This is a genomic window from Kitasatospora sp. NPDC087271 (assembly GCF_044744605.1).
Taxonomy (GTDB): Bacteria; Actinomycetota; Actinomycetes; order Streptomycetales; family Streptomycetaceae; genus Kitasatospora.
Window position 1 is genome coordinate 336,447 of sequence record NZ_JBIUYQ010000006.1, and the last position, 25,416, is coordinate 361,862.

The 25,416-nt window shown below is 75.6% G+C and carries 22 protein-coding genes; 13 read left to right on the forward strand and 9 right to left on the reverse strand.

What is annotated here, in order from left to right; translation table 11 throughout:
* The first annotated feature begins 276 nt into the window (after positions 1-276).
* Entirely contained in the window at positions 277-2,103 is a 1,827-nt protein-coding gene (locus ACIO9K_RS13665) for a BTAD domain-containing putative transcriptional regulator (protein ID WP_400329503.1), read from the forward strand.
* On the opposite strand, the gene lanKC is transcribed toward ACIO9K_RS13665, so the two are convergent.
* From lanKC to ACIO9K_RS13680, 3 genes are all read right to left on the reverse strand, one after another.
* A complete protein-coding gene (gene lanKC, locus ACIO9K_RS13670) occupies positions 2,096-4,711 on the reverse strand; it encodes a class III lanthionine synthetase LanKC (RefSeq protein ID WP_400329506.1) in 2,616 nt (871 codons plus the stop codon). The genes ACIO9K_RS13665 and lanKC overlap by 8 nt on opposite strands.
* A 105-nt stretch (positions 4,712-4,816) precedes the next feature.
* Positions 4,817-6,130, reverse strand: a complete 1,314-nt coding sequence (locus tag ACIO9K_RS13675; RefSeq protein ID WP_363621695.1) for an MFS transporter — start codon at positions 6,128-6,130, stop codon at positions 4,817-4,819.
* 141 nt (positions 6,131-6,271) lie between these two features.
* Positions 6,272-6,445 carry a hypothetical protein gene (locus tag ACIO9K_RS13680; protein WP_363584699.1) on the reverse strand — a complete coding sequence of 58 codons (174 nt, stop codon included), beginning with the start codon at positions 6,443-6,445 and terminating at the stop codon, positions 6,272-6,274.
* A 463-nt stretch (positions 6,446-6,908) separates the two neighbouring features.
* On the opposite strand from ACIO9K_RS13680, the gene ACIO9K_RS13685 reads away from it, so the two are divergent.
* From ACIO9K_RS13685 to ACIO9K_RS13695, 3 genes are read left to right on the forward strand one after another with little or no spacing between them, the layout of a single operon-like run.
* Complete coding sequence (locus ACIO9K_RS13685) at positions 6,909-10,019, forward strand: adenylate/guanylate cyclase domain-containing protein (RefSeq protein ID WP_400329510.1); 3,111 nt, start codon at positions 6,909-6,911, stop codon at positions 10,017-10,019.
* Positions 10,016-10,957: a S8 family peptidase gene (locus ACIO9K_RS13690; protein WP_400329513.1), complete on the forward strand. Its 942-nt coding sequence runs from the start codon at positions 10,016-10,018 to the stop codon at positions 10,955-10,957. Before ACIO9K_RS13685 ends, ACIO9K_RS13690 begins: the two co-directional genes overlap by 4 nt.
* A complete protein-coding gene (locus ACIO9K_RS13695) occupies positions 10,941-11,498 on the forward strand; it encodes a GAF domain-containing protein (protein ID WP_350879761.1) in 558 nt (185 codons plus the stop codon). Before ACIO9K_RS13690 ends, ACIO9K_RS13695 begins: the two co-directional genes overlap by 17 nt.
* Here ACIO9K_RS13695 and ACIO9K_RS13700 read toward each other — a convergent pair.
* From ACIO9K_RS13700 to ACIO9K_RS13725, 6 genes are all read right to left on the reverse strand, one after another.
* Positions 11,489-12,382, reverse strand: coding sequence for a virginiamycin B lyase (locus ACIO9K_RS13700; protein ID WP_400329516.1), 894 nt, complete (start codon positions 12,380-12,382; stop codon positions 11,489-11,491). The two genes, ACIO9K_RS13695 and ACIO9K_RS13700, sit on opposite strands and share 10 nt — an antisense overlap.
* 78 nt (positions 12,383-12,460) lie before the next feature.
* Entirely contained in the window at positions 12,461-13,603 is a 1,143-nt protein-coding gene (locus ACIO9K_RS13705) for an AI-2E family transporter (protein WP_363621687.1), read from the reverse strand.
* A gap of 293 nt (positions 13,604-13,896) precedes the next feature.
* The gene (locus ACIO9K_RS13710) at positions 13,897-14,622 is read right to left on the reverse strand and encodes a glycerophosphodiester phosphodiesterase (RefSeq protein WP_400329519.1); all 726 of its coding nucleotides are present in this window, start codon (positions 14,620-14,622) and stop codon (positions 13,897-13,899) included.
* Positions 14,619-15,050: a hypothetical protein gene (locus ACIO9K_RS13715; protein WP_400329522.1), complete on the reverse strand. Its 432-nt coding sequence runs from the start codon at positions 15,048-15,050 to the stop codon at positions 14,619-14,621. The genes ACIO9K_RS13710 and ACIO9K_RS13715 overlap by 4 nt, the downstream gene beginning before the upstream one ends.
* 85 nt (positions 15,051-15,135) lie before the next feature.
* Positions 15,136-15,552 carry a molybdopterin-binding protein gene (locus ACIO9K_RS13720; protein WP_208869038.1) on the reverse strand — a complete coding sequence of 139 codons (417 nt, stop codon included), beginning with the start codon at positions 15,550-15,552 and terminating at the stop codon, positions 15,136-15,138.
* Between the two features lie 140 nt (positions 15,553-15,692).
* On the reverse strand, positions 15,693-16,886 hold the full coding sequence (locus ACIO9K_RS13725; RefSeq protein ID WP_400329525.1) for an ROK family transcriptional regulator: 1,194 nt from the start codon (positions 16,884-16,886) through the stop codon (positions 15,693-15,695).
* A 230-nt stretch (positions 16,887-17,116) separates the two neighbouring features.
* Between ACIO9K_RS13725 and ACIO9K_RS13730 the strand changes: the two genes are divergently transcribed.
* The 9 genes from ACIO9K_RS13730 (at position 17,117) to ACIO9K_RS13770 (ending at position 25,269) form a co-directional block, all read left to right on the forward strand.
* The gene (locus tag ACIO9K_RS13730) at positions 17,117-18,364 is read left to right on the forward strand and encodes an MFS transporter (RefSeq protein ID WP_400329528.1); all 1,248 of its coding nucleotides are present in this window, start codon (positions 17,117-17,119) and stop codon (positions 18,362-18,364) included.
* 91 nt (positions 18,365-18,455) lie between these two features.
* Entirely contained in the window at positions 18,456-19,253 is a 798-nt protein-coding gene (locus tag ACIO9K_RS13735) for a dienelactone hydrolase family protein (protein ID WP_400329531.1), read from the forward strand.
* A complete protein-coding gene (locus ACIO9K_RS13740; protein ID WP_400329534.1) occupies positions 19,253-19,852 on the forward strand; it encodes an RICIN domain-containing protein in 600 nt (199 codons plus the stop codon). The genes ACIO9K_RS13735 and ACIO9K_RS13740 overlap by 1 nt, the downstream gene beginning before the upstream one ends.
* A gap of 49 nt (positions 19,853-19,901) precedes the next feature.
* Entirely contained in the window at positions 19,902-20,636 is a 735-nt protein-coding gene (locus ACIO9K_RS13745; protein ID WP_363621673.1) for a VTT domain-containing protein, read from the forward strand.
* 120 nt (positions 20,637-20,756) lie between these two features.
* Entirely contained in the window at positions 20,757-21,272 is a 516-nt protein-coding gene (locus ACIO9K_RS13750) for a DinB family protein (RefSeq protein WP_363621671.1), read from the forward strand.
* 270 nt (positions 21,273-21,542) lie between these two features.
* Positions 21,543-21,935, forward strand: a complete 393-nt coding sequence (locus tag ACIO9K_RS13755; protein WP_363584675.1) for a cell division protein SepF — start codon at positions 21,543-21,545, stop codon at positions 21,933-21,935.
* Positions 21,936-22,126: 191 nt separating this feature from the next.
* Positions 22,127-22,732 (forward strand): helix-turn-helix domain-containing protein, encoded by a 606-nt coding sequence (locus ACIO9K_RS13760; RefSeq protein ID WP_363584673.1) that lies wholly within the window; start codon positions 22,127-22,129, stop codon positions 22,730-22,732.
* Positions 22,733-22,805: 73 nt separating this feature from the next.
* Complete coding sequence (locus tag ACIO9K_RS13765; RefSeq protein WP_400329539.1) at positions 22,806-24,413, forward strand: MFS transporter; 1,608 nt, start codon at positions 22,806-22,808, stop codon at positions 24,411-24,413.
* A 145-nt stretch (positions 24,414-24,558) separates the two neighbouring features.
* Complete coding sequence (locus ACIO9K_RS13770; protein WP_400329542.1) at positions 24,559-25,269, forward strand: FadR/GntR family transcriptional regulator; 711 nt, start codon at positions 24,559-24,561, stop codon at positions 25,267-25,269.
* The last annotated feature ends 147 nt before the right edge of the window (positions 25,270-25,416 follow it).

Below are 25,416 nucleotides of genomic sequence, written 5' to 3' on the forward strand. Positions count from 1 at the left end.
CCGGCCCTCCGCCGCACCCCGCCCGCCTCTCCCACCCCACCCCACCGGCCACGACACCGCGCCCGCCGGCCGCCACCGCCCCCGGCCGCCCCCTCCCCCGGATGCCCCCTCCCCCAGGTGCCCGAAGTGTGAGGGTCGCGTGACCGAAACAGGCCGATTCCGTGCCCTACAGATCGGATCGGCCGTCAAGTAGCCTGCGCCCACGCCCGCACCGCACCGGTCACGCCCCCCGCTCGGACACGCCCTGGCCCCCACCCACGCCCCGGAGGTACGCCGATGCCCCTGGCCCAGCCCGCCGCCCCCACCCGGCCGCGCTTCTCCGTCCTCGGCCCGCTGACCGGCGAAGCGGACGGCCGCCCGCTCGCCCTCGGTCCGCTGAAGCAGCGGCTGGTGCTGGCCGTCCTGCTGAGCCGCGCCAACACGGCCGTCCCGGTCGACCTGCTCACCGACGCGGTCTGGCCCGAGGAGCCGCCGCGCACCGCCCGCAAGAACCTCCAGGTCTACATCTGCACCCTGCGCACCCTGCTCGGGCGCGACCCCGGGCCCGAACGGCTGGTCCACACCGCCGGCGGCTACCTGCTGCGGGTCGCCGAACCCGAGCTCGACGTCCTGCAGTTCCGCGCCCTCGCCCGGGCCGGCCGGGCCGCCGCCGACAGCGGCGCGCTCGCCCCCGCCGCCCGGCTGCTGCGCCAGGCCCTCGACCTGTGGCAGGGCCCGCCGCTCGCCGACCTGCGCTGCTCGCCCGCCGTCCAGGCCGAGGCCGACCGGCTGGAGGCCCGCTGCCTGGGCGTCCACGAGGACTGGGCGGAGACCGAGTTGGAGCTCGGCAACGCCACCGCCGTCGCCGAGGAACTCGCCGACCCGGCCGAGCGCCACCCGCTGCGCGAACGCCTCCAGGCCGCCCGGATGAACGCCCTGCACCTGTCCGGCCGGCAGGCCGAGGCGCTCGCCGTCTACGACACCCACCGCCAGCTGCTCGCCCGCGAGTTGGGCCTCGAACCCAGCCCCGCCCTGACCGCCCGCTACCGGCAGCTGCTCGCCCACGGCCCGGCCCGCCCCGCCACCGCCCGGCCGGCGCAGCACCCCGGCCCGAGCGGCGCGCTGCTGCCCGCCGACACCACCGACTTCACCGGCCGAAGCCACGAACTGCGGGAGCTGATCGACGCGTTGGCGGAGGGCGGCGAGCGCGTCGCGGTCCTCTCCGGCCCGGCCGGCGTCGGCAAGACCGCCCTCGCCGTGCACGCCGGACACCTGCTCGCCGACCGCTTCCCCGACGGCCGGCTGCTGCTCCGGCTGCGCACCGAGGACGGCGCCCCGCGCCCGCTCGCCGACATCCTCGCCGAACTCGCCGCCCTCACCGGCCGATCCGGCCCTAGACCGGCCGACCCGGCCCAGGCCGCCGCCCTCTGGCGCGCCTCCCTGGCCGGACGCCGGATGCTGCTGATCCTCGACGACGCCCCCGGCGAGGCCGTGGTCCGCGAACTGCTGCCGGGCTTCGGCCCGAGCGCCACCCTCGTCACCTCGCGCAGCCAGCTCGCCGGACTGGCCTCGGTGCACCGGGTCACCGTGCCGCCCTTCGCCCCCGCCGAGGCGCTCGACCTGCTCGGCCGGATCGTCGGCACCGGCCGGACCGGCACCGACCGCGCGGCCGCCGCCCGGATCGTCGAGGCCTGCGGGCTGCTGCCGCTCGCCGTCCGGGTCGCCGGCACCCGGCTCGCCGTCCTGCGCCACCTGCCGCTCGCCGAGTACGCGGCCCGCCTCGCCGATCCGGCCGGCGCCCTGGACGAACTCGTCGCCGGGGACGTCACCGTCCGCGCCCGCCTCGACTCCGGCTGGCGCGACCTCACCGACCAGGGCCGCCTCGCCCTCGGCCGGCTCGCCGCCCTCCCGCTCTCCCTGCTGTTCACCCTCCCCGAGGCCGCCGCCGCCCTCGGCCGCCCTGAACGCCTCGCCCTGCGCACCCTGGAGGCCCTCACCGACACCGGCGCCGTCACCTCCCCCACCGGCGAGGTCACCGCCCACGCCGCCCTCTACGCCCTCCCCCGCCTCACCCACCTGCACGCCCGCGAGCACGCCACTGCTTTGGCCGACAACCTCAGCTGAGCCCGCCGCGCCGGCCGGCACCCCTTGGGCCGAGCGTCAGCACGTCCAGCAACTCCCCGCCCTCCGAGCCCTGTTCGACGGCCCGTAGGGCCAGCAGGACGCCCGCCGCCCCGGTGTGCAGGTCCGCCGAGAACCGCCGCAGCCGCATCCCGGGGACGAGCAGGCCCTCCGGCCGCGCGACCAGGTGCCACTGGAGCTTGCGGACCTGCTCGCGGACGGCGTCCCGGGCCGCCGCCCCGCCCAGCCGGTCCAGCGCCAGCAGCAGCCCGGCGCGGCCCCGGAACAGCCCGGGCTCGCGCACGAATCCGGGTGCGCACACCCTCCGCACGTCGGCGAGGAACTCCCCGAACCCGCCGAACTCCTCGGACCCGCCGAATCCCTCGGACCCGCTGCCGCCGAGCGCCTGGTACTCCCGGGCGACGAGCGCGATCCCGCTGCTGCCGCGGTCGAGGTAGGCGAGCCGCCGCCCCCGGTCGAGGACCTGGACCGACCCGTCGGGCACCCGCACGCACTGCGCCACGGCCCGCCCCAGCGCCTCGCGCCCGGAGGCCAGCAGCCAGTCCTCACCGGTCCGCTGGTACAGCCGCAGCTGGACGAGGGCGATCCCGGCCAGGCCGTACAGCAGTCCGGCCGCCGTCGGCGCGCCGAGCCCCGGGACGGTCTGCCCGCGCAGCACCGCGTCGAGCGCCCGCGCGTCGGCGAGGGCGTCCGCGAGTTCGCGCCGGCTGCCGAGGGCGTCGGCGAGCCGCAGCCGGGCGAGCGCGGCGCCGGCCCGGCCGCCGTGGAGGGCGACGGTGGGCGCGGGCCGGGCCCGCCGGGCCTGGGCGGCCAGTTCGGCGGCCTCGTCGCCGCGGCCGACCCGGGCCAGCACGGCCGCCACGCCGAGCGGCCCGTCGAAGAGCCCGCCGGCGCCCGGTCTCGGGCCGCGCCGCCGCATCGCCGCGATCAGCCAGTCCGCGTACTCGTCGGGGCAGGGCGCCCCGGCGCGGTGCAGCGCGTACAGCACGCCGGCGGCGCCGTGGGCGACGCCGGTGCCGCCGTCGGCGAATCCGGCCGGGTCGCCGGGGAAGAGCCGGTCCGGCCGGTCGGGGGTGGCCCCGGCGTGGATGCCGGCGACGAGTTCGTTCCTGGCGGCGTCGAGGGTGGGCCCGGCGAGGAGTTCACGGACCCGCCGTTCGCCGACCGGTTCCACCGGCGCCACCGGCGCCACGGCGCCCGGCCGTACCGGCCCCTCCTCCGGCCCGAGGCCGAACCAGTGCCGTGCCCGCCGTTCCAGCGCGGGCAGTTTGCCGGGATCGCGTTCGGCCAGCTCCATCACGGGCATCAGCAGCATCAGCCAGGTGGCCCAGAGCATGTGGCGGTCGGCGTCGGCCCCGTCGAGCCCGGGCGGGGGCTGCAGCGCGCCCGCGCCGGCGAGCGGGACACGGCGGCCGGTGAGTTCCTCCGCGTACTCGAAGTCGACGAGCACCACCGAACCGTCCGGACGGACGATCACATTGGCCGGGTGCAGGTCGCCGAACCGGACGCCCCGCTCGTGCAGGGCACCGAGCGCCTTCTCCAGTCCGGCCACGACCCCGGCCACCCAGTGCGCGTACTCGGCGCGCTGTCCGGCGGTGCAGTTCTGGTGCACCAGCGGGTAACGGCGGATCGCCTCGGCGAACAGCTGGACGCCCTCGATGTGCTCCTGGACCAGGAAGGTGTGCTCCCAGACCGTCCGGACCTCGTGCAGCCGGGGCACGCAGTCCAGGCCGGCGAGCCGTTCCAGCGCCCACTGCTCGCGCCGCAGCCGGGTGACGGCGTCGTCCCCGGCGGCGTCCAGCCCGGCGTGCGGGCGGGCCTCGCGCAGCACCACCCGCTCCCCGGTGGTCCGGTGCTCGGCGAGGTAGATCCCGCCGGCGTTGGAGAACTGCAGCACCTCGACGATCCGGTACGGCAGGTCGCCGCCGGCCGCCTCCCGGGCGGCCAGGTGCGGGCGCAGCTCCTCGGGCGGTTCGACCCAGGCCGGCAGCTGGAACACCGGGTCGCGCCGGTCGGGGACCAGCTCGCCGGACGGGTCGCGCAGCGCGGGCACGGGCCGCCCGTCCTCGTCCTGGCACCACAGCTCGACGAACGCGCCGTAGCGCACGTACACGGGGGCCGTCCCGATCCGCAGGTCGGTGAGCACGTACGGCCCCCGGCGGCCCGCCAGCACCTCGGCCAACTCCGCCGCCACGGCCAGGAACTCCTCCTCCGACCCCGGGTAGACGGTGACGAACTTGCCGCTGCTGCCGCGCCCCATGTACTTGCCGTTCGCGACCCGCACCGCCTCGTCGCTGCGCAGGAACTTGAACGTCGTGCGGCGCGCAATGCAGACCCGCGCGACGGCCCGCAGAGTCGCCTCGGCCTCCTCCGGCACGGTCGAGACGTGGATCTTCCAGCCCTGCTCCGGCAGCCGGGCGCCGTCCGGCCGCAGCGCCGTCCACAGCCCGCGCCGCTCGCGCCGCCACCCGGCGGGCGGTGCGCCGAGCCCCAGCTGGTACCGGCCGGCCCGGTCGCGGAGCCGGCCGGGGGTGTCGTAGTACGTCGGATCGGCGAGGCAGTACAGCTGGGTCTCCTGGGCGCCGGCCATGGCGCGCCTCCTCTTCCGGGTCGTCTTCCGGGCTCTTCCGGGCTCTTCCGGAGAACTCTTTTCCAAGCTCTTCCGGGTCGCTCGTCTCCCGGGCCGCCGAACGGTTCAGCCTGCGGGTGCGGGTAGCGGCGCGGGGGCCGGGGCCGGGGCAGGCGCCGGACCTCGTCGGACCGGCGGCGCCCAGGTGACGACGGCCGCGCAGAGCGAGATGGCGAGCGCCAGCAGGGCGAAGGTCCGGGTGCCGCCGAGAGCGCCGAGCAGCGCGCCGCCCACCAGCGGGCCGAACGGCTGGACCAGGGTGGACAGGAAACCGGCGGCGCTCTGCACCCGGCCGATCCGGTCGGGCGGCGCGGCGAGCAGCATGCCGGACACGAAGCCGATGCTGGCGACCGTGGACAGGCACATGCACACCGCGCACAGCAGCCCGATCAGCAGCGGGATCCGGGTGAGCACCAGCACCCCGGCGGTGGCCGCGGCCGCCCAGCAGCTGAGCGCCACCAGCCTGCCGTCGCGCACCCCGGGGCGCGCTCCAGGGCGTGTCTGACAATTCCCGTCGGGCGCGTGAATTGTCAGACGCGCCCTGGCCTCCAGCCTCGGGGCGAGCAGCGCGCCGGCCAGGGCGCCGGCCGCGGTGCAGGAGACCACGGTGCCGCCGCCGATCCCGGAGCGGCCGCCGTCGGAGGCCACGGCCAGGGTGGTGAACATCAGCGCGCTGAACGCGAAGTTCATCCCGAGCCCGAAGATCAGCAGCAGGGTGCGCAGGTAGGGCTGGCGCCAGATGAAACTGAGCCCGGCGGTCAGTTCGCCGCGGCTGAACGCCGCGCCGCTCCTGGCGGCGGGCACCGAGCGGGTCCGCATCAGCGCGACGCAGACGGTGGAGAGCAGCAGCCCGACGCCCTCCGCGAGGAACGGCAGCACCGGGTGCCAGGCGAACAGCGCGCCGCCGGCGATCGGCCCGACCAGCCGGGCGGCGGCGCCGCGCGCCTGCATCCGGGACGAGGCCGCGCGGACCTGCTCGCGCGGCACCACCGCTCGCAGCAGGCCGCCGGCGGCGGGCCCGTAGACGCTGGTGATGAGCGCCCCGGCGGCGGCCACCAGCAGCACCAGCGGCAGCGGGGTGTGGCCACGCAGGACGGCGATCACCAGCGCGGTGACGGCGAGCAGGCTGCCGACGTCGCACACCCGCATCAGCCGGCGCCGCTCGATCCGGTCGGCGATGACGCCGCCGGGCAGCATGGTGAGCAGCAGCGCGCCGATCGAGACGGTGCCGATGGCGCCCGCCTGGGCGGCCGATCCGGTCTCCCGCAGGACGAGCAACGGCAGGGCGATCGAGGCGAGTTGGGAGCCGAGCGAGGCCATCAGGCCGCCGACCCAGAGCAGCCGGAAGTCCCGGTTGCGGGAGAGCGAGGTGGGCTCCATGGCCGTCCTCCGGGGTGGGGGGTGGAATCGGGCCGGGGCGGTCCCGCACCGGCGGGACCGCCCCGGAAGCCAATCGCTGCCCGGCGGCCGGGGGCGGTGGTGCGCCCGCCCCCGCGCCGGACACCGCTGACCTGCCGCCGGTCAGGCGGAGGTCTCTGCGGAGCTGACGTAGCTGATCAGGCTGAAGCAGCTGCCGTCGGAGGCCTCCTGAAGGACCTTCATCGCCTGGAGGTCCAGGACGTTGGCGGCGTGCGCCTCGACCTCGGGGGCCTCCTCGCTGTCCTCGCCGACGATCGGGTCGATGTTCTCGGCCATGGCTGAACTCCCTTCACTGGTTTGATCGGTGGGGGTTCGACGGGTGGTGGCCCGCCGTGGTGAAGACGGTAGGCAGGCGGGGCTGCGCACGGCCTGCGAACCGGTACGGCACCGGTATGGCCGCAGGTCGGGGCGCCGCCGGCGGCGCCTCCCGGCCCGCCGAGCCCGCCCGGCGGCCCTGCGCACCTGCTCCGGGCTGCGGCCATACCGCCGGCAAGGCGGCTGCGAACCGGGCCCGAAGCCGGGCCGGGGAGCCTGGCCCGGCACGCCCGCACGCCCGGCTCCGACCACACCCACCCTGGCTCCATGCGCACCCCGGCCCCGCGCACTCTCCAGCCCCATGCACCCCCCGGCCCCGCGCACTCTCCAGCCTCATGCACTCCCCGACCCCGCGCACTCCCCCGACTCCACGCACACCCCATGCACTCCCCGCACCGCGAAGGACTAGCGAAGGACTGCCACCATGCCCTGCCCGCTCTGCGCCCAACTCGCCAGCACGAACGACCAGTTCTGCCCCGCCTGCGGCACCCCCCGGGCCGCCGCCCTCGACCTGGCCGCCGAGGAGCGCAAGCTGGTGACGGTGGTCTTCTGCGACCTGGTCGACTCCACCGCCCTGTCCGGCGCGCTCGACCCGGAGACGCTGCGCGAGGTGATCCTGCGCTACTTCGAACGGATGCACCGTCAGATCGAGGCGCACGGCGGCACCTTGGAGAAGTTCATCGGGGACGCGGTGATGGCGGTGTTCGGCGTCCCGGTGATCCGCGAGGACGACGCCCACCGGGCGCTGGCCGCCGCGCTCGCCATGCTGGAGGACCTGGAGGACCTCAACACCGAGCTGGACGCCACCCTCGGGGTCCGCCTGGACGTCCGGATCGGTGTCAACACCGGCCAGGTGGTGGCGGGTTCGGACGCCTCCGCGCGCCAGGCCCTGATCTCCGGCGAGACCGTGAACATCGCCGCCCGGCTCCAGACCCAGGCCGCCCCCGGCCAGGTGCTGATCGGCCCGCAGACCCTGCGCGCGGCGGGGCCGGCCGCCCAGGTGCACGAGGTCGGCCCGCTGCGGCTCAAGGGCAAGGCCGAGCCCGTCACCGCGTACCGCCTGGTCGGGCTGGACGAGGACGACCCCGAGCTGCTGCGCCGCTTCGACGTCCCGCTGGTCGGGCGGGAGCGCGAACTCGCCCAGCTGGACGCCGCGCTGGCCCGGGTGGCCGGCGGTCAGGGCGCCGAACTACTGCTGGTCGTCGGCGAGGCCGGGATCGGCAAGACCCGGCTGGTGCGCGAGTGGCAGGAGCGGACGGGCCGGCACACCGCGCGCTGCGGCACCGGCCGCTGCCGCAGCTACGGCGAGCAGGGCGTCCTGACCCCGCTCGCGGAGGCCGTCGGGGCCCTGCTCGGCGGCCCGGGGACGCCCGCGCCCGCCGAGGCGCTGGACCGGCTGGCGCAGGCCACCGCGCCCGGGGTGAGCGCCGAACAGTCCCTGGACCGGCTGGCCGCGATCCTGCGCGGGCGGACCGTCGAGCGCCCGGCCGTGCTGGTCCTGGACGACTGCCAGTGGGCCGGCCCGGTGCTGCTGGACGCCGTCGAGCGACTGGTCGCCGCCCTCGGCCAGGCCCCGGTGCTGCTGCTGTGCCTGGCCCGGCCGGAGCTGCCGGCCTCCCGCCCCGAGCTGCCGGCGCTGCCGGTCGGCGGCCTGTCCTGGGACGAATCGGCTCTGCTGGCCGCTCAGTTGACGGAGCTGAGTGCCCACCAGGACGCGGTGCCGACCCGGCTGCTGGAGCGGGCCGAGGGCAACCCGCTGCACCTGGAGGAGCTGCTGGCCGCCCTCACCGAGGCGGACGGCCCCGCGCTCGCCGACGAACTCCCGCCCACCGGCCGGGCGCTGCTCAGCGCGCGGATCGACGACCTGGAGCGCGACGAGCGCACCACCCTGGACCTGGCCGCCGTGCTCGGCCGCGCCTTCACCGCCGCCGAACTCGCCCAGCTCGCCCACGGCGGCGCCGACCAGGACGCCTTCGCCGACCCGGAGGACGACGTCTTCACCGGCCCGTTCGACGGCCTCCCCGGCCTGCCCGCGGGCGACGACACCCCGCCTCGGCTGCACGCCGCGCTGGCCCGGTTGACCGAGCGCCGCCTGGTCGAACCGGCCGGCACCAGCTTCCGGTTCAGCAGCGGCCTGGTCCAGGAGTCGGTCTACCAGTCGATGTCCAAGCGGGCCCGCGCCGAGCGCCACGAACGCGCCGCCGACCTGCCGGCCGTCCGCGCCGCCGGGGACGCCGCCGTCGGCGGCCACCTGGAGCGCGCCCACCGCTACCGACTCGAACTCGGCCTGCTGGACGCCCGGACGGACGCCCTGCGCACCCGCGCGGCCGCCGCCCTCGGCGTGGCCGGCGCCCAGGCGCTCGCCCACGCCGACCTGCCCGCCGCCACCGACCTGCTGGAGCGCGCCGTCCGGCTGCACTACCCGAACGAGCGCACCGCCGGCCCGGCCCTGCGCCGCCTCGGCGAGGCCCGGCTGGCGCTCGGCCGGGCCGACGAGGCCCTGCCCGTCCTGGCGCAGGTCCGCGACTCGGCCGCCGATCCGCTGGACGCCGCGCACGCCCGGCTCGCGCTGGCCGCACGCGGTCTGCCGCCCGGCCCGGAGCAGCCCGCCGCCACCGCCCGCGCCGTCCTCCCGCTCTTCATCGACCTGCGGGACGACCTCGGCCAGGCCCGGGCCGGGCTGCGCCTGGCCGAGGAGCACCTGCTGGCGGGCCGGCACACCGAGGCGGAACGGCTGCTGGACGACGCCCTCGACCACGCCGCCCGCACCGACGCCGAGCTGGACCGGGCGGCCGTGCTGGCCGCGCTGGCCGCCTCCCTGCTGGCGGGCCCCGAGCCCGTCCCGAACGCCGTCTTCCGGCTGCGGGCCCTGCTGGCCGGGCACGGCGCCGGCCACCGGACGGTGCGGGTCGCGCTCAACGGCCCGCTGGCCGTCCTGCTCGCCCTGCGCGACCGGCCCGACGAGGCCGAACTGCTGCTGGCCGAGGCCAACGGCCTGGCGGGCGAGCTGTCGCTGGCCGACGCGATGGTCTCGCTGCCGGCCCTGACCGCCCAGGCCGCGGCGGCCACCGGCCAGACCGCGCAGGCGCTGGACCTGCTCGCCGACGCCGCCGAGGTCGCCCGCCGGCTGGGCAACTCCGCCCCGCTGCCCCGGCTCGCCCTCACAACCGCCCGCGCCCTGCTGGACACCGACCGCCCGGGCCCGGCCGCCCGCCACCTGGACGGCGTCGACGCCACGGCCGCGCTGCCGCCGGTGCTGGCGATCGAGCTGGACGCGCTGCGCGGCCGGCTCGCCGCCTCCCGGGGCGAGGCCGACCCGGCGCTGGAGCTGACCGCGGCCGCCGCACAGGCCGCCGAGGCCACCGAGTCGCTGCTGCTCCAGGCGCTCACCGCGCTGGACCGCGCCCACGCGCTGCTGCTGCTCGACCGGCGGGCCGAGGCCGCCGTGGCGGCCGCCACCGCCCGGGACCGGTTCGCCGCCAAGGGCCACCTGCCGGGCGTGCGCCGGGCCGAGCGGCTGGGGGGCGCCCGGTGAGCGGCCCGGCCGGCCTCACCTGGAGCCTGCGCGGCCGGACCGCCACGGACCTGCCGGTGCTCGCCGACACCACCGCCCACGGCAGCGCCGGCCCCGACGGCGCCCTCGACACCGGGGGCACCGGCGGCGGGGGCACCGGCAAGGGCGTGCGGGTGTGCGTCGTGGACTCCGGCATCGAGCCGGACCACCCGCTGGTCGGCCCGCTGAACGGCTCCTGGGTGGTCGTCAAGGACCCGACGACCCGGGAGCTGGTGGTCCGCCCCGACCGCACCGGCGACACCTGCGGCCACGGCACCGCCTGCGCGGGCATCATCCGCCGCACCGCCCCGGACTGCGAGCTGTACAGCGTCCGGGTGCTCGGCGAACGCTTCACCGGCACCGGCGACATGCTGATCACCGGGCTGCGCTGGGCCGTCGAGCAGGGCTTCGACGTCGTCAACCTCAGCCTCTCCACCACCCGGACCCGCTTCCTGGAGGAGCTGCACGCGATCGCCGACGACGCCTTCTTCGCCCGCACCGCGATCGTCGCCTCCGCCCACAACACCCCGGTGGAGAGCTACCCCTGGCGGTTCTCCTCGGTCATCTCGGTCGGCAGCCACCAGGAGGACGACCCGGCCCTGCACCTGTACAACCCGGCGCCGCCGGTCGAGTTCTTCGCCCCCGGCCAGAACGTCCGGGTCCCCTGGCTCGGCGGCTCCACCATCCGCACCACCGGCAACAGCTTCGCCACCCCGTACGTCGCCGGGCTGTGCGCCCGCATCCTGTCCGGCCACCCGAGGCTGACGACCTTCCAGCTGAAGAGCGCGCTCTACCTCACCGCAGCCAACGTCCAGGTCGGCCCCGGTGCCGGTCCTCACCGGCCCCCAGGCGGGAGTTCGACGACCGAGCCCACCCCGTCCACCCCCATCACGGAGGCGCCCGATGACCCTCAGCACTGATCCCGCCGTCGACCCGCTGGCCCGCGAGCTGCTGCAGTCCGTGGTGGACGTGGCCCGAGCGATCTTCGGCGCCGAGGCCGGCTCGGTCTGCCTGCTCGACGAGGCGGCCGGGGAGCTGGTGTTCCAGGCCGTCTCGGGGCGCGGCGAGGAGTCCCTGGTGGGCCGCCGCTTCCCGGCGGGCAGCGGCATCGCGGGCTGGGTCGCCGCGTCGGGCGAGCCGATGGTGGTCGACGACCTGGGTGCGAACCGCACTTTCGACCGGGCCTTCGCCGAGTCCACCGCGTACGTCCCGAACGCGCTGATGGCGGCGCCGCTGACGCACGGCAGCCGGGTGCTGGGCGTCCTGGAGGTACTGGACCCGGCCCCGCAGGCCCGGTCCAGCCTGCCCGAGCTGGACCTGCTCGCCCTGTTCGCCCGCCAGGCCGCCGCCGCCCTGCGGGTCATCGCCGAGCGTTCCCCGGCCCCGGCGGCGGTGCCCGACCGCGCCGCCGCCCTCGACCTGCTGGCCGACCTGGAGGAGCTGCTGCGCCGTCAGCCCTGACGCGGCGCCAACCTCGCGATCGATCCGCGCTCCAGCGCCGCGTACACCGCGCCGTCCGGGCCGACGGCGATGCCGTGCGGCTCGGCGGCCGGGCCGGGCAGCTGGTGGCCGTCGAGCAGCCCGCCCGGGCCGAGCACCCCGATCCGGCCGGCGCCCCACTCGGTGAACCAGAGCCGGCCGTCCGGGCCGCAGGTGATCGCGTGCGGCCGGGCCGCCCGGTCGGCCAGCGGGTACTCGGTGACCTCGCCGTCCACGGTGATCCGGCCGACCAGCCCGCCGCCGATGCCGACGTACCAGAGCGCGCCGTCCGCCCCGGCGGTGATCCCGACCGGGGCGGTGCCGCCGGTCGGCAGCGGGTGGACGGCCACCTCGCCCCCGACGGTGATCCGGGCGACGGCGTCCGCCTGGTTGAGCGTGCACCAGAGCGCGCCGTCCGGGCCGGCCGTGATGAGCGACGGGAAGGCCCCGGCCCGCGGCAGCGGGTACTCCGTCACCTCGCCCTCGACGGTGATCCGCCCGATCCGGTCGGCGTTCAGCTCGGTGAACCAGAGCGCCCCGTCGGGCCCCGCCGCGATCCCGTACGGCCCGGCGCCCGCCGTCGGGACGGCGAAGGAGCACGCCTTCCCGTCGGTGTCGATCCGCCCGATCCGGTGGTCGCGCATCCGGGTGAACCAGAGCGCGCCGTCCGGGCCGACGGTGAGCACCGCGGGCCCGCACTCCGGCGCCCCGAGGCCGTACCGCTCGACCGTGCCGTCCGCCGCCAGCCGTCCGATCTCCCCGGCGTGCACCAGCGTGAACCACACGCCCCCGTCCGGCCCCACGGCGACCCCGTACGGTCCGGCCCCCTCCTCGGCGACCTCGATCAGCTCCACGATCCGTGCCATGCGAACCCCCGTCCTCGCTATTGCGACTTCCGTCGCATTAGCGATCCTCGCACGCCCTCCCCTCCCCCGGCAACCGGGTTACACCCCGTTCCCCGCGCGGCGGGCGGCCCGCGGGGCGGGGACGCCGCGCAGGACGGAGACGATGCCCACGCCGGCGGCGCACACCGGGACGGCGAGCAGGGCCCCGAGGATGCCGGCGATCCCGGAGCCGGCCACCACCGCGACCATGATGGTGGCCGGGTGCAGCTCCACCGTCCGGCTCTGGATGAGGGGTTGGAGGACGTTGCCCTCGAACAGCTGGACCGCCATCACCACGCCGAGCGCCCACAGCGCCGTCCCGATCCCGCCGTCGGCGAGCGCGACCAGCACGGACACCGCCCCGGACAGGAAGGCCCCGACGAACGGGATGTAGGCGCCCATGAACACCAACGCGCCCAGCCCCGGCGCGCCGGGCACGCCGAGCGCCACCAGGCCGATGGTGATGAAGGTCGCGTCGATCAGCGCGATCAGCGAGGTGCCGCGCATGAAGCCGGCCATCGCGTCGAAGGCCCGCTCGGCACAGGCGATCACGGTCTCGGCGCTGCGCTCGGGCAGGTAGGAGCGGATCGTGTCGCCGGTGCGGTGGCCGTCGCGGAGGAAGAAGAACACCAGGGCGAGCGCCAGCACGCCGCCGGCGATCAGCTGGGTGGCCAGGCCCAGCCCGGACAGCACGCCGTTGGTGACGGTCGAGACCAGCGAGTTGGTCTCCCCCTTGGCGTTGTCCAGCGCGTGCCGGATCTTCTCCCCGGTCGGGCCGAGCCACGCGGCGAGCTGGTTGCCCGCCTGCTGGAGGGACTCGGCGATCTGCGGGGCGCTGTGCACCAGCGCGTTGACCAGCAGCGCGATCACCCCGCAGACGGCCGCGACCAGCAGCACGCAGGTCAGCCCGGCGGCCAGCCCCCGACTCACGCCCCGCCGGACCATCCACGGCACCGCCGGGTAGAGCAGCGAGGCCCCCAGCAGCGCCAGCACCACCGGCACGGTCGCGGCCCGCAGCTCGACCAGCGCGAAGACCAGCAGCGAGGCGAGGGCGAGCAGCAGGATCACCGCCGCCGACCAGGCGGCCGCCTGCCGGACCACCGGCGGCAGCATCAGGTACGGCCTGCGGGGGTCCGGCGCGGCCCCGCCCACGAACCGGGGTTCCACCGCCGGGCCCTCCCCGGCCGGGTGCTCCTCGGGCACGGCCACCTCCGCCTGGCTCGTCGACGAGTCCGAATCGCCCCGTCCCGGCGGACGGTCCGTCAGCGTGCCCGTGCCGCCGGGCTGCCCGGCGAACCCGCCACGCCGCCGTCCGGCCGATCAAGGGTGGAGCCGATTCAATCCGCCCCCGTCCGTCGCGTACAGAGCAGCCGGTGGAGCTCACCTCATCGGACGAAGCGCCCTCGCGGACACGTTCGAGCGCCGGACCTCGGTTCGCCCCGAAGCGGCCGCCCCGTCCGCCCGGAGCGGCCGCCCCCGTCCAGCGGTCGGCACGCTCAGCGGCGGCCGTCCAGGACGGCGCGCAGCACGCCGATCCGGTTGCTGGTGATGGAGGCGACCCCGGTGTCGCGCAGCCGGCGCATGGTGCGGCGCAGGTCGGCGGTCCAGGTGGAGACGGCGAGCCCGGCGTCCGCGGCGGCGGCGGTGAACTCGGGGGTGACCAGGCCGAACGGCGGGTTGAGGTAGCGCGGGCGCAGGTCGTCGAGCAGGGCGCGGACGGGCAGCCGGGGCTCCTTCCAGGTGAGGGCGATCTCGGCGCCGGGCGCCAGCGCGCGGACGGCGAGCATGGCGGTGGCGGGGCCGCAGAAGGAGACCAGCCCTTCGGCGCCGAGGTCGCTGACGACGGACCAGGTATCGGCGACGGGGCCGGGGTCGTCGAGGTCGATGAGCAGCCGGGGGCCTCCGGCGGCCGCGACGACCTTGATCGTCTCGGCGAGGGTCGGGACGGCGAGCGGTCCTTGGCGCAGTTCGTCGAGCTGCGCGGTGGTGACCCGGCCGATCGACCGCGGGTCGCCCCAGAGGCGCTCCAGGGTGCGGTCGTGCAGCAGGACGGGCACCCGGTCGCGGGTGAGCTGGACGTCCACCTCGACGGCGTCGGCGCCGGCCGCGAGCGCGGACTCGACGGAGGGCAGGGTGTTCTCGCGGTGGCGGTACGGGTCGCCGCGGTGCGCGACGGCGAGCACCCGGCGGCGGTCGGCGGGGGCGTTGCGGTCGGCGGTCATCGGATCAGCCCCGCGATCCACGGGGTGAGGTCGCGCATGCTGACGCTCTCCCGGTAGCTGGGCTCGCCCGGAACCGTGACGATCATGGTGGTGGACGGCGGGAAGGTCCGCGCCTTGACGTGCACGAGGCCGCCCCAGACCGCGTCGAGGAAGGCCGGCACGCTGTCGCGCTGGACGTCGAAGGCGATGCCGTCGAGGGTCACCACGGCCTCGTCGTGGGTGAACAGACGGACGGTGACCTCGGGTCGGCCGCCGATCTCCAGCAGCGCCTCGTGCGGCACCGGGGCGGGTTCGCCGCCCCCGCCGTAGTTGCCGGCCAGGCCGGCGAAGGTCCGGTCGCGGCCGATGTCGTGCTGGGCGCGGACCTCCCGACCGCGCCGGGCGGCCAGTTCCTCGACCGCGCGGACGGCGCTCTGGGTGGTCGGCAAATGCGGGTGGGACATCCCGGGCGGGGCCTCTCGTTCGGAACCGGTACGGACGGGGCTCGACACGCCGTCGGCGCGCGGCACGCGGCTAACGCCGCTCGATCATCACATTGGTGGACTTGATGACCGCGGTGGCGGGGGCGCCGGGGACGAGGTTCAGCTCCTCCGCCGACTCCCGGCTGATCAGCGACACCACCCGGAAGGGCCCTGCCTGGACCTCCACCTGGGCCGCGACGTCGCCGAGCACCACGTGGGTGACGATCCCGGGGAAGCGGTTGCGGGCCGAGGACGGACGGCCCTCGGCCTCGGCGTTCTCCGGGCGGGCCAGCTCACGGGCGAAGGCGGCGAGGTCGACGCCGGGGATGATCCGGTGGCCGTGCTCGTCCCGCTCGGCCGCGACCCGCCCCGCGTCCACCCAGCGCCGCATGGTGTCGGCACTGACCCCGAGCAGCGCCGCGGCTTCGCCGATGCGGTACGGGTTGACCGGCGCCTCGGACTGGCCCATGTGCGACTCCTGACACTGACTCGGGACTGCCCCGGGGGCTGACTCGGGGAACGTGGGACGGGAACGGGGACGCCGCACGTGCGGCGGGCCGTCGCCGTCATCCTGCCGTACCGGCGGCCGGGGCCGCCAAGCGAGGCGGGTCAGGACTCGCCGAAGAGGTCGCGGCGCACCGCGTCCCCGGCGGTGAGGACGGCCCCGGCCAGCACCGCGCCGCCGCCCGCCGTGCCGGGCCGGACCTCGGTGCGCAGCGGGGACAGCTCGGCCAGCCGCCGTTCGACCCGGCCGGCCAGTTCGGCGCCACCGGCCCGGCCGAGCTCGCCGCCGAGCACCACGCAGCCCGGGTCGAGGACGACGCAGATGCTGGCGGCGCCGACCGCGATCCGCGCGGCCAGCTCGTCCAGGAACGGCCCGCCGGGCCCGCCCGGGCCGAGGGCGTCCAGCGCGGCGCGGACGGCCGCCTCGGCGGCGGGGGCGTCCCCGGCGGCGCCGGCGGGCAGTCCGTGGGCGCGGGCGAGCTCGCAGACGGCGGCGCTGCCGGCCAGGCTGTGGAAACCGCCGTCGCAGCCGGTGGCGCTGGGCAGGCCGCCGGTGCCGGGGACGGGGAGGAAGCCGATCTCGCCGGTGCCGCCGGAGAAGCCCCGGCGCAGCCGGCCGTCCAGGACGACGGCGGCGCCGACGCCGTGGCCGAGCCAGAGCAGCACGAAGGTGTCGCGGTCGCGGGCGGCGCCGATCCGGTACTCGGCCCGGCCGGCCAGGTTGACCTCGTTCTCCAGGATCACCTCGGTGCCGGGCAGCCCGCGCAGCTCGGCGAGCAGCTCGGCGTGCCAGGCGGGGAGCTTCCCGGTGCTGTTGAGGCGCCCGGTGGCGGGGTCGACCAGTCCGGGGGCGCCGACGGCGACGGTGTGCAGCCGGTCGACGCCGACGCCGCGCGCGGTGTCCAGCAGGGTGCGCACCAGGTGCCCGGCGGTGTCGGGCGTCCCGTCGCCGTGGACCGGGACCTCGGCGCTGGCGAGGGTGCGCCCGGTGAGGTCGGCGACGACCAGGCTGACGCCGCCGGAGCGCACGTCGAAGGCGGCGAGGTGGGCGCGGGAGGCGACCAGTGCGTAGAGCCGGGCGTTGGGGCCGCGCCGCTGTTCGCCCCGTTCGCCGACGACGGCGACCAGGCCGGTGCGCTGGAGGCGGTCGAGCAGGTCGGCGACGGTCGGCCGGGAGAGGCCGGTGAGGTCGCGCAGCTCGGTCGCGGTCAGGGGGCCCTGTTCGAGGAGCAGGTTGAGGGCCAGCCGGTCGTTGATCGCCCGGGCGGTGCTCGGCGTGGCCGTGCGCGCGGTGGTCATGGCGGCTCATCCTTCCAGAGTGTTTCTATCAGGGTCCCTTCCTGATAATTTTATCGAACCATCCGCCGGACGGCCGTCGCCGCCGCGCGGACCGAACGGCCTGCACGTAGACCACCCTCAGGCACGTCAGAACCACCGCCGGGCACGTCAGACCACCCACCAGCACGTCAACCACCCACACAGGGCACCGTCGCGCCGCCCCACCTGCGCGACCCGGGAGGGAACGCCGGATGAGCACGACCACACACTCACTGGAGCCACTGGCCTCCCCACGCAGGGCCAGGGCCGGCATCGCCCTGGTCTTCGGCGTGCACGGCGCCGTCAGCGGCAGTTTCGTCACCCGCATCCCGTGGATCCAGGACCGCCTCGACCTCTCCCCCGGCCAGCTCGGCCTGGCCCTGGTGATGCCCGCCATCGGCTCCTCCCTCGCGATGCCGCTGGCCGGCCGGTTCGTCCACCGCTACGGCGGGCGGGCGGCGGTCCGCGGACTGATCTCGCTCTGGTGCCTGGCCCTAGCCCTGCCCGCGCTCGCCCCCTCGCTGCCGGTGCTGTGCGTGGCGCTGCTCGCGTACGGCGCCTCGGCCGGGATGGCGGACGTCGCGATGAACGCGCAGGGCGTGGAGATCGAACAGCGACTCGGCCGCTCGATCATGTCCGGACTGCACGGGATGTGGAGCGCGGGCGGGCTGCTGGCCTCCGGCTTCGGCATCCTGGCCGCCCACCTCGACCTCGATGCCCGGCTCCAACTGGCCGTCACCGCGCTCGTGCTGCTCGTCCTCGCGCAGCCCGTCTGCCGGAACCTGCCCGACCTGCGGGCGCCGGAGGGGGCGGAGGAGCCGCCGCGCTTCGCACTGCCGCCGCGCAGCTCGCTGGTGATCGGACTGGTCGGCTTCTGCGCCGTCTTCGCCGAAGGCGCCTCGATGGACTGGAGCGGCGTCTACCTGCGGGACGTCACCGGCGCCTCGGCCACCATCGCCGCCGCCTCCTACACTGCCTTCTCGCTCACCATGGCCGTCAGCCGCCTCTGCGGCGACGCGGTGGTCCGCCGGCTCGGCGCCGTGCGCACCACCCGCCTCGGCGGCGCCGTCGCCACCGTCGGCGGCCTGCTGGTGGTGGCCGCCGACAGTCCGGCACTCGCCATCCCGGGCTTCGCCCTGATCGGCATCGGCATCGCGGTCACCGTCCCGCTGGCCTTCGCGGCGGCCGGGCGGATCGGCAGCAACCCCAGCCAGGCCATCGCGGGCGTCGCCACCGTCACCTACACCTCCGGCCTGGTCGCGCCCGCGATCATCGGCGCCCTCGCCCAGGCGACCTCGCTGACCGTCTCCTTCGGCCTGGTCACCGCGCTCGCCTTCGCGCTGCTGCTGAGCGCCGGGGCGCTGCGCCGGGCCGAACGGAATTCCCCCGGATCCGGCGCCGAAAATGTGACCGCAACGTCACCGGAAAGCACTTCGAAAAAAGATCTCTCTGCGATATGATCTAGAGAATTCCGGGGAATTCCTCGCTAATATCGCCGACCGCCGGGCGCATTCCGCGCCCGGCGGTTTCGCGATCCGTGAGGTGGACCCCGTGTGCTACGACCCCGACGCCGCCCCGCCCGCCGTCACCCCCGCGCTCTGGCCCCTGGCCGAGGCTGCGGCGCTCACCCTGACCTCGGCGGACGGCACCGAGTTCGCCGCCTTCCTGGCCCGCCCCGAGGTGGCCACCGGCGTCGGCGTCCTCGTCCTGCCGGACAACAAGGGCCTTTCCGGCTTCTACCGGCAGACCGCCGCCCGGCTCGCCGAACAGGGCCACCCCGCGCTCGTCGTCGACTATTACGGCCGCACCGCCGGAGCCGATCCGGAAAGCCGCCCGAAGGAATTCGGCGACCTGCCCGGCCTGCTCCGCCACCTGCTCGCCCTCACCCCCGAAGGCCTGGACGCCGACCTCGCCGCCGGCCTCGCCCGGCTGCGCGCAAGCGGGCCGGCCGAGGTGGTCGCGCTCGGCTTCTGCTTCGGCGGCCGGCAGGCCTTCCGCGCCGCCGCGCCCCGGTTCGGGCTGGCCGGCGCGGTCGGCTTCTACGGATACCCCGACGCGATCAACGGCTCCCCGGGGCCCACTCAGCTCGCGGCCGACCTCAGCGCGCCGATCCTCGCCTTCTGGGGCGGCGCGGACGAGCACATCCCGCCCACCGCCGTCGACGCCTTCGACGCGGCCCTGACCGCCGCCGGCAACCCGCACGAGTTCGTCACCTACCCGGGCGCGCCGCACAACTTCTTCGAGCTCTCCGCCGTCGAATATTCGGACGCGGCCCGGGACTCCTGGCGACGTCTGCAGGGATTCCTCGCCGACCGCTCCGCATCCGCGACCCCCCGGAGGACGCTCTGATGTCCCGCCTGTCCCACCCGTCCCGCATTTCCCGGCTGGCCCGCCTGTCCCGTCGTGCGCGGCTCGCCGCCGCCACGGCCGCCCTCGCCGCCGCCGCGGTGGCGCTCACCGCCCCGCCGGCCCCCGCGGCCACCCCCACGACCACCCCCGCCGCCGACTTCGGGCCCGCCGAGATCCGCACCGGCATGTACGCGGGCCCGGACGACCTGTGCCTGGAGGTCGCCGACTGGCGCACCGACGACGGCGCCCCGGTCCGGATCTGGACCTGTACCGGCGGCGCCAACCAGCAGTGGGCCCAGAGCGCCCGCGGCTGGGTGAACCTGAACAGCGGCAAGTGCCTGGACATCCCGGCCTTCAGCACCACCTGGGGCACCCAGGCCGACCAGTGGACCTGCGACGGCGGCGCCAACCAGAGCTGGAGCGACCCCCCGGCCAGCCACCCCGGAACGCCCCGCCGGATCGTGAACGGCTACAGCGGCCTCGTCCTGGACGTCTCGGGCGGCGCGCTGACCGACGGCACCCCGGTGATCCAGTGGGAGTTCCACAGCGGCGACAACCAGTTCTGGCACTACAACCCGGAAAAGCCCCCGTACAGCTGACCGCGACCGCCCTCGACGGGCGCGACCGGGCACCGGCTAGGCTCGGCCGGTGCCCGCACCCGCCTCGCCCCTGCCCGCACCCGCAACGCCCCCGCCCGCCGTCGAGCTGCCGCCGTCCGGCCCCGTGCCGCGTTCGCCGTGGTGGCGGTTCGCGCTGCTGGTGGTGCTGCTCGGCGCCGCGGCCGGATCGCTGCTGCTGTGGAGCCCGACGGCGCTGCTGAACGGCGGCCTCGCCGACCGGATGCCCGGGTACTGGTTCGCGCCGCTGTTCGCCACCGTGTACGCGGTCGGCACGCTCGCCTTCGTCCCCCGGCCGGCGCTGAACGCCGCCGCCGGGCTGCTGCTGGGCATCCAGCAGGGCGTGCTGCTGTCGGTGCTCGGCACCACGCTGGGCGCGGCCATGGCCTTCGGACTCGGCCGGGGCCTCGGGCGCGAGGCGCTGCGGCCGTACCTGCGCGGGCGGGTGCTCGGCACGCTGGACCGGCGCTTCACCGAGCAGGGCTTCCGCAGCGTGCTGGTGCTGCGGCTGCTGCCGGGCATGCCGTTCCAGGCGGCCAACTACGGCGCGGCCTTCTCCGGGGTCCGCTTCGCGCCCTTCCTGTTCGCCACCGCGATCGGCGTGGTGCCGACCACCGCGGTGTACGTGACGGCGGCGGCCAGCGCGGGCGAGCCGGGCTCGGCGGCCTTCCTGGTGTCGGCCGGGGTGATCGCGCTGCTCGTGCTGGGCAGCGTGGTCGGGCTGTGGCGGGCCGCGACCGCCCGGCGCCGCGCACCGGCCGCCTGACCGCTGAGCGCCTGACTGTCCGACCCCCTGACCCCCTGACCGGCCGAGATTCCGAGGCACTCGGGGGGCGCTCGACAATTCGCTCGCGCCCGCCCGCCGTCGGACGTCAGGATGGCCCGCATGACCGAACCCTCCCCGCGGGTCGACCCGCCGATGGCGGCCGACGAGACCGCCATGCTCACCGCCTGGCTCGACTACCACCGCAGCACCCTCGCGCTCAAGTGTGAGGGCCTGACCGACGACCAGCTGCGGCTGCGCTCCGCCCCGCCGTCCACCCTCTCGCTGCTCGGCCTCGTCCGGCACATGGCCGAGGTGGAGCAGTACTGGTTCCAGAGCATCCTGCGCGGCGACGAGTACACCGAGAACCACTACTGGACCGAGGCCGACGAGGACGGCGACTTCAACGGCGTGGACACCGCCGACGTCGCGGCGGACTTCGCCACCTGGCGCGCCGAGGTCGAGGCCGCCCGCCGCGCGAGCGCCGGCCTGTCGCTGGACACCGTCGGCAAGCGGCTGCGCCGCGGCGAGGAGGTGACGCTGCGCTGGATCCTGGTCCACATGGTCGAGGAGTACGCGCGGCACAACGGCCACGCCGATCTTCTGCGCGAACTGGTGGACGGCACTACCGGCGAGTGAAATCGTTTCCGCATTGTTGACAGAAGGTCAATTGCGCGGTGACCACGACCGATATGGTCTACGCGCGCAACCGTACGGCTCACCGCCGCGTCGCTGATGTTGCCCGGGTTCGCCCGGATTTCCGTCGCGGCGCGACTCGTACGGGGGCCGCGAGCGGGCACGGGACCGGTGAACAGTGCGATACTCGGACAGTTCCGACGAGTGGATGACGTGTCAAAAAGGACACGCGACCCCGGGGGACCAGGACGGGACGAGGCAGGGAGGCGCGGCATGGGAGCACTTCGCGACGAGCACCACAACGGGTGGCTGATGCCCTCGGGAAACTACCCGGCCGCGGTGTACGAGGACGAGTGGGTCGATCAGGAGACGATGCCGGCCGCCCCCGCGCCCGCGAAGATCGTCTCCTTGCGGCCGACCGGTTTCGAGGCGGCCCGCACGGTGGGCGAGCACATCCGGGCGAGCATCCCGGTGGTCATGGACCTCACCGAGATGAACGAAGCCGAGGCCAAGCGGATGGTGGACTTCGCCTCCGGGCTGATCTTCGGCACCCAGGGCGGCATCGAGCGGATCGCCCGCCGGGTGTTCCTGCTCACCCCGGCCGACGTCGAGGTCATGGTGATCGACCGCCCGCTCGACGAGACCGGGTTCTACAACCAGAGCTGATCCGGGCGGCGCACGGCCCGACCGGGCTGAACCGACCGAGTTGAACCGGCCGCACGACAGCGGCACCCCGACCGGGGACGGCACCCGCCGTCCCCGGTTTTTGCTGCCCCGACCGTGACGATCAATGCCTCATTCGAGACCCCCACCATAATTTTGAGACATCCATGTCTCATGTGACCTACACTCGATTCATGGCCACCGATCGCGACACCGTCCTGGAAGCCGCCGTCGGCGTGCTCTCCCGCCGCCCGACCGCCCACCTGGACGAGATCGCGCGCGCCGCCGGGATCAGCCGCGCCACCCTGCACCGGCTCTTCCCCGGGCGCGAGGCCCTGATCCGCGAGGTCGGCCTGCTCGGCCTGCGCCGGTTCGCCGCCGCCCTGGACACCGCCGCCGTCGAGGACGGCGACGCCGAGGCCGCGCTGCGCCGCCTGGTCGACGCCGCCGTCCCGGACGCCACGCTCTGCGCCTTCCTGGCCGGCGAGAACCAGCTCTACGACGACGACAGCGTCAACGACCTCTGGGAGCTCCAGATCGTTCGACTGCACGCGCTCTTCCTGCGCGGCCAGCAGCAGGGCACGTTCCGCATCGAGCTGAGCGCCGCCTGGCTGAGCGAGGCCTTCTTCGACCTGGTGGCCGGCGTCGGCTGGGCCATCCAGGACGGCCGCCTCGCCCCGCGCGACGCCGCCTTCTCGCTCGCCGAGCTGTTCCTCGGCGGCGCGCTGCGCCGACCGGACGCCGCCACTCCCCCGCCCACAGCACCTTCGGCCCGCACACCGGAAACCGATATCCCATGAGCAAGCGAAGCGAACGAATCATCAGCGGGTGCGCGTTGCGCGAAGCGCCTGCCGAGCGAAGCGAGGCGGGCGCATGAGCAGTACCGTTTCTGCCAGCCCCCGTCAGCGCTGGACCGGCCTCGCCGTCCTCGTCCTGGCCGTCACCGTGGTCGCCCTCGACGCGACCGTCCTCTCCCTCGCCATCCCCTCCATCAGCGAGACGCTGGAGCCCAGCGGCACCCAGCTGCTCTGGATCGGCGACTCCTACTCCTTCGTCCTGGCCGGCCTGCTGGTCAGCATGGGCTCGCTCAGCGACCGGATCGGCCGCAAGAAGCTGCTGCTGATCGGCGCGTCCGCCTTCGGCGCCGCCTCGCTGCTCGCCGCCTACGCGCCCAGCGCCGGCTGGCTGATCCTGGCCCGCGCGCTGCTCGGCGTCGCCGGCGCGACGATCATGCCCTCGACCCTGTCGCTGATCCGCGGCCTCTTCCCGGACGACCGGGAGCGGGCCACCGCGATCGGCATCTGGGGCGCGGCCGCCACCGCCGGCGCAGCGCTCGGGCCGGTGGTCGGCGGGGTGCTGCTGGAGCACTTCTGGTGGGGTTCGGTGTTCCTGCTGAACATCCCGATCCTGCTCCTGCTGCTGGTGCTCGGCGCCTGGCTGCTGCCGGAGTCCAAGGACCCGAACCCGGGCCGCTGGGACGTGCTGAGCGTCGCCCTGTCGATGGCCGGGGTGATCGGCACGGTCTACGCGATCAAGGAGGCCGCCGCGCACGGCGTGGCGCGCTGGGACGTCCCGGTCGCCTTCGTGCTGGGCGTCACCGCGCTGACCGTCTTCGTCCGCCGCCAGCTGCGGCTGGAGACCCCACTGCTGGACGTGCGGCTGTTCCGCGACCGGCGGTTCACCGCCGCCGTGCTGGCCTCGCTGATCGCCCTGATCGGCCTGTCCGGGGTGGTCTTCGTGACCTCGCAGTACCTCCAGCTGGTCCGCGGCTACGAGCCGCTGCGGGCCGGCCTGGCCGAGCTGCCGGCCTTCGTCGGCGCCGTCGTCGGCGGTCTGCTGACGGCCCGGCTGGTACGGCGCACCGGTGCCCGGGCGGCGCTGACCGGCTGCCTGCTCGCCATGGGCCTCGGCGTGGGCGTGCTCGGCTGGCTCCAGCAGGACACCACGTACCTGCTGCTGGCCGCCTCCTTCCTGCTGGTCGGGACGGCGGAGGGCGTGGTCTACACGCTCGGCGCCGACCTGGTGCTGAGCGCCTCACCCGCCGACAAGGCCGGCGCGGCCTCGGCGGTCTCGGAGACCGCGTACGAGCTGGGCACCGCGCTCGGCATCGCACTGGTCGGCTCGGTGGTCGGCTCGATCTACGCCGGCGGGCTCGTCGTCCCGGCCGGGACGGATCCGGCGGCCGCGGCGCGGGCCGGCGAGTCGCTGGGCGCGGCGGTCGAGACGGCGCACGGACTGCCGCAGGGCGTCGCGGAGCCGCTGCTGGCGAGCGCCCGGGAGTCCTTCACGCACGGCATGAACAGTGCCGGCCTGCTGGCCGCCGTCCTGCTGATCGGCGCGGCCGCGATGGCCTGGCGGCTGCTGCGGGGCCTGGACACCCCGACCAGCGCGGCCACCCCGGTCACTGCGGTCACTGCGGTCACTGCGGTCGAGGTGCCCGCTCCGGAGAAGCCGCAGAAGCCGCAGAAGGTCGACGCGTAAGCACGCCCGACTCCCCTGCCACCGGCGGGAACGGCCGTGGCCGTTCCCGCCGGTGGCGTATCGCGGGCCGGGCGGCTGGAACCGGGGCGGCCAGACCCAGAAACATGCGATGTTCAAATGTCTGATGTTTGTATAGGCTGCCTCCATGAACCGCATCAGTACACCGCGCAGGACGGCAAGCCTGTCCGCGCAGCTCGTGGACAGCCTCCGCTCGCACATCGAGGCGGGCGGCTGGCCGGTGGGGACGCGGATCCCGCCGGAGCAGGTCCTCGTCGAGGAGCTCGGGGTCGGACGCAGCACGCTGCGCGAGGCGATCGGCGCGCTCGTGCACCTCGGTCTGCTGGAACCCCGGGCCGGGGACGGCACCTACGTCCGCGCGTCGAGCGAGCTCCAGTCGGTCATGGTGCGGCGGGCGAGTTCCGCCCGGCGGGACAACGTCCTCGAACTACGCACCGTCCTTGAGGAGTACGCCTCGGGGGCCGCCGCCCTGCGGCGCAGCGAGGACCAGCTGCACCAGCTCAGGGAGCTGCTGGCCGACGCCGACGCGGCCTGCGCCGGCGAGGACAGGTCCGCGGCCATGAGTGTCGACGCGCTGTTCCACCGGGCCGTCGTCCGGGCGAGCGGGAACGACCTCCTGATCGAGGTCTACGACTACCTCGGCACCGCCCTCACCTCCGCCCTGGGAGGCCTGCCCTGGGACGCCACCGCCGCCGAGGAGCACGCCGACCTGCACCGGCGACTCGTCGACGCGATCGAGGCCCAGGACGAGAGCGGCGCCCGCACCGCGGCGGCGGCGATCGTCCGGCTCACCCACGACCACGGGGTCCAGGCACCACCCGCGACGGAGGAGCGATGAGTCCGCAGCTGTCCTCGACACCGCCATGGCCGGCGCCGGATACGGTGCGGGGCAGGACCGCCGCGTACGGATCCACCGCACCCTGACGAGCGATCAACTCACTTCCACCGAACGGGCCTTCAGCGAAAAATGAAGACCGCCCACCCC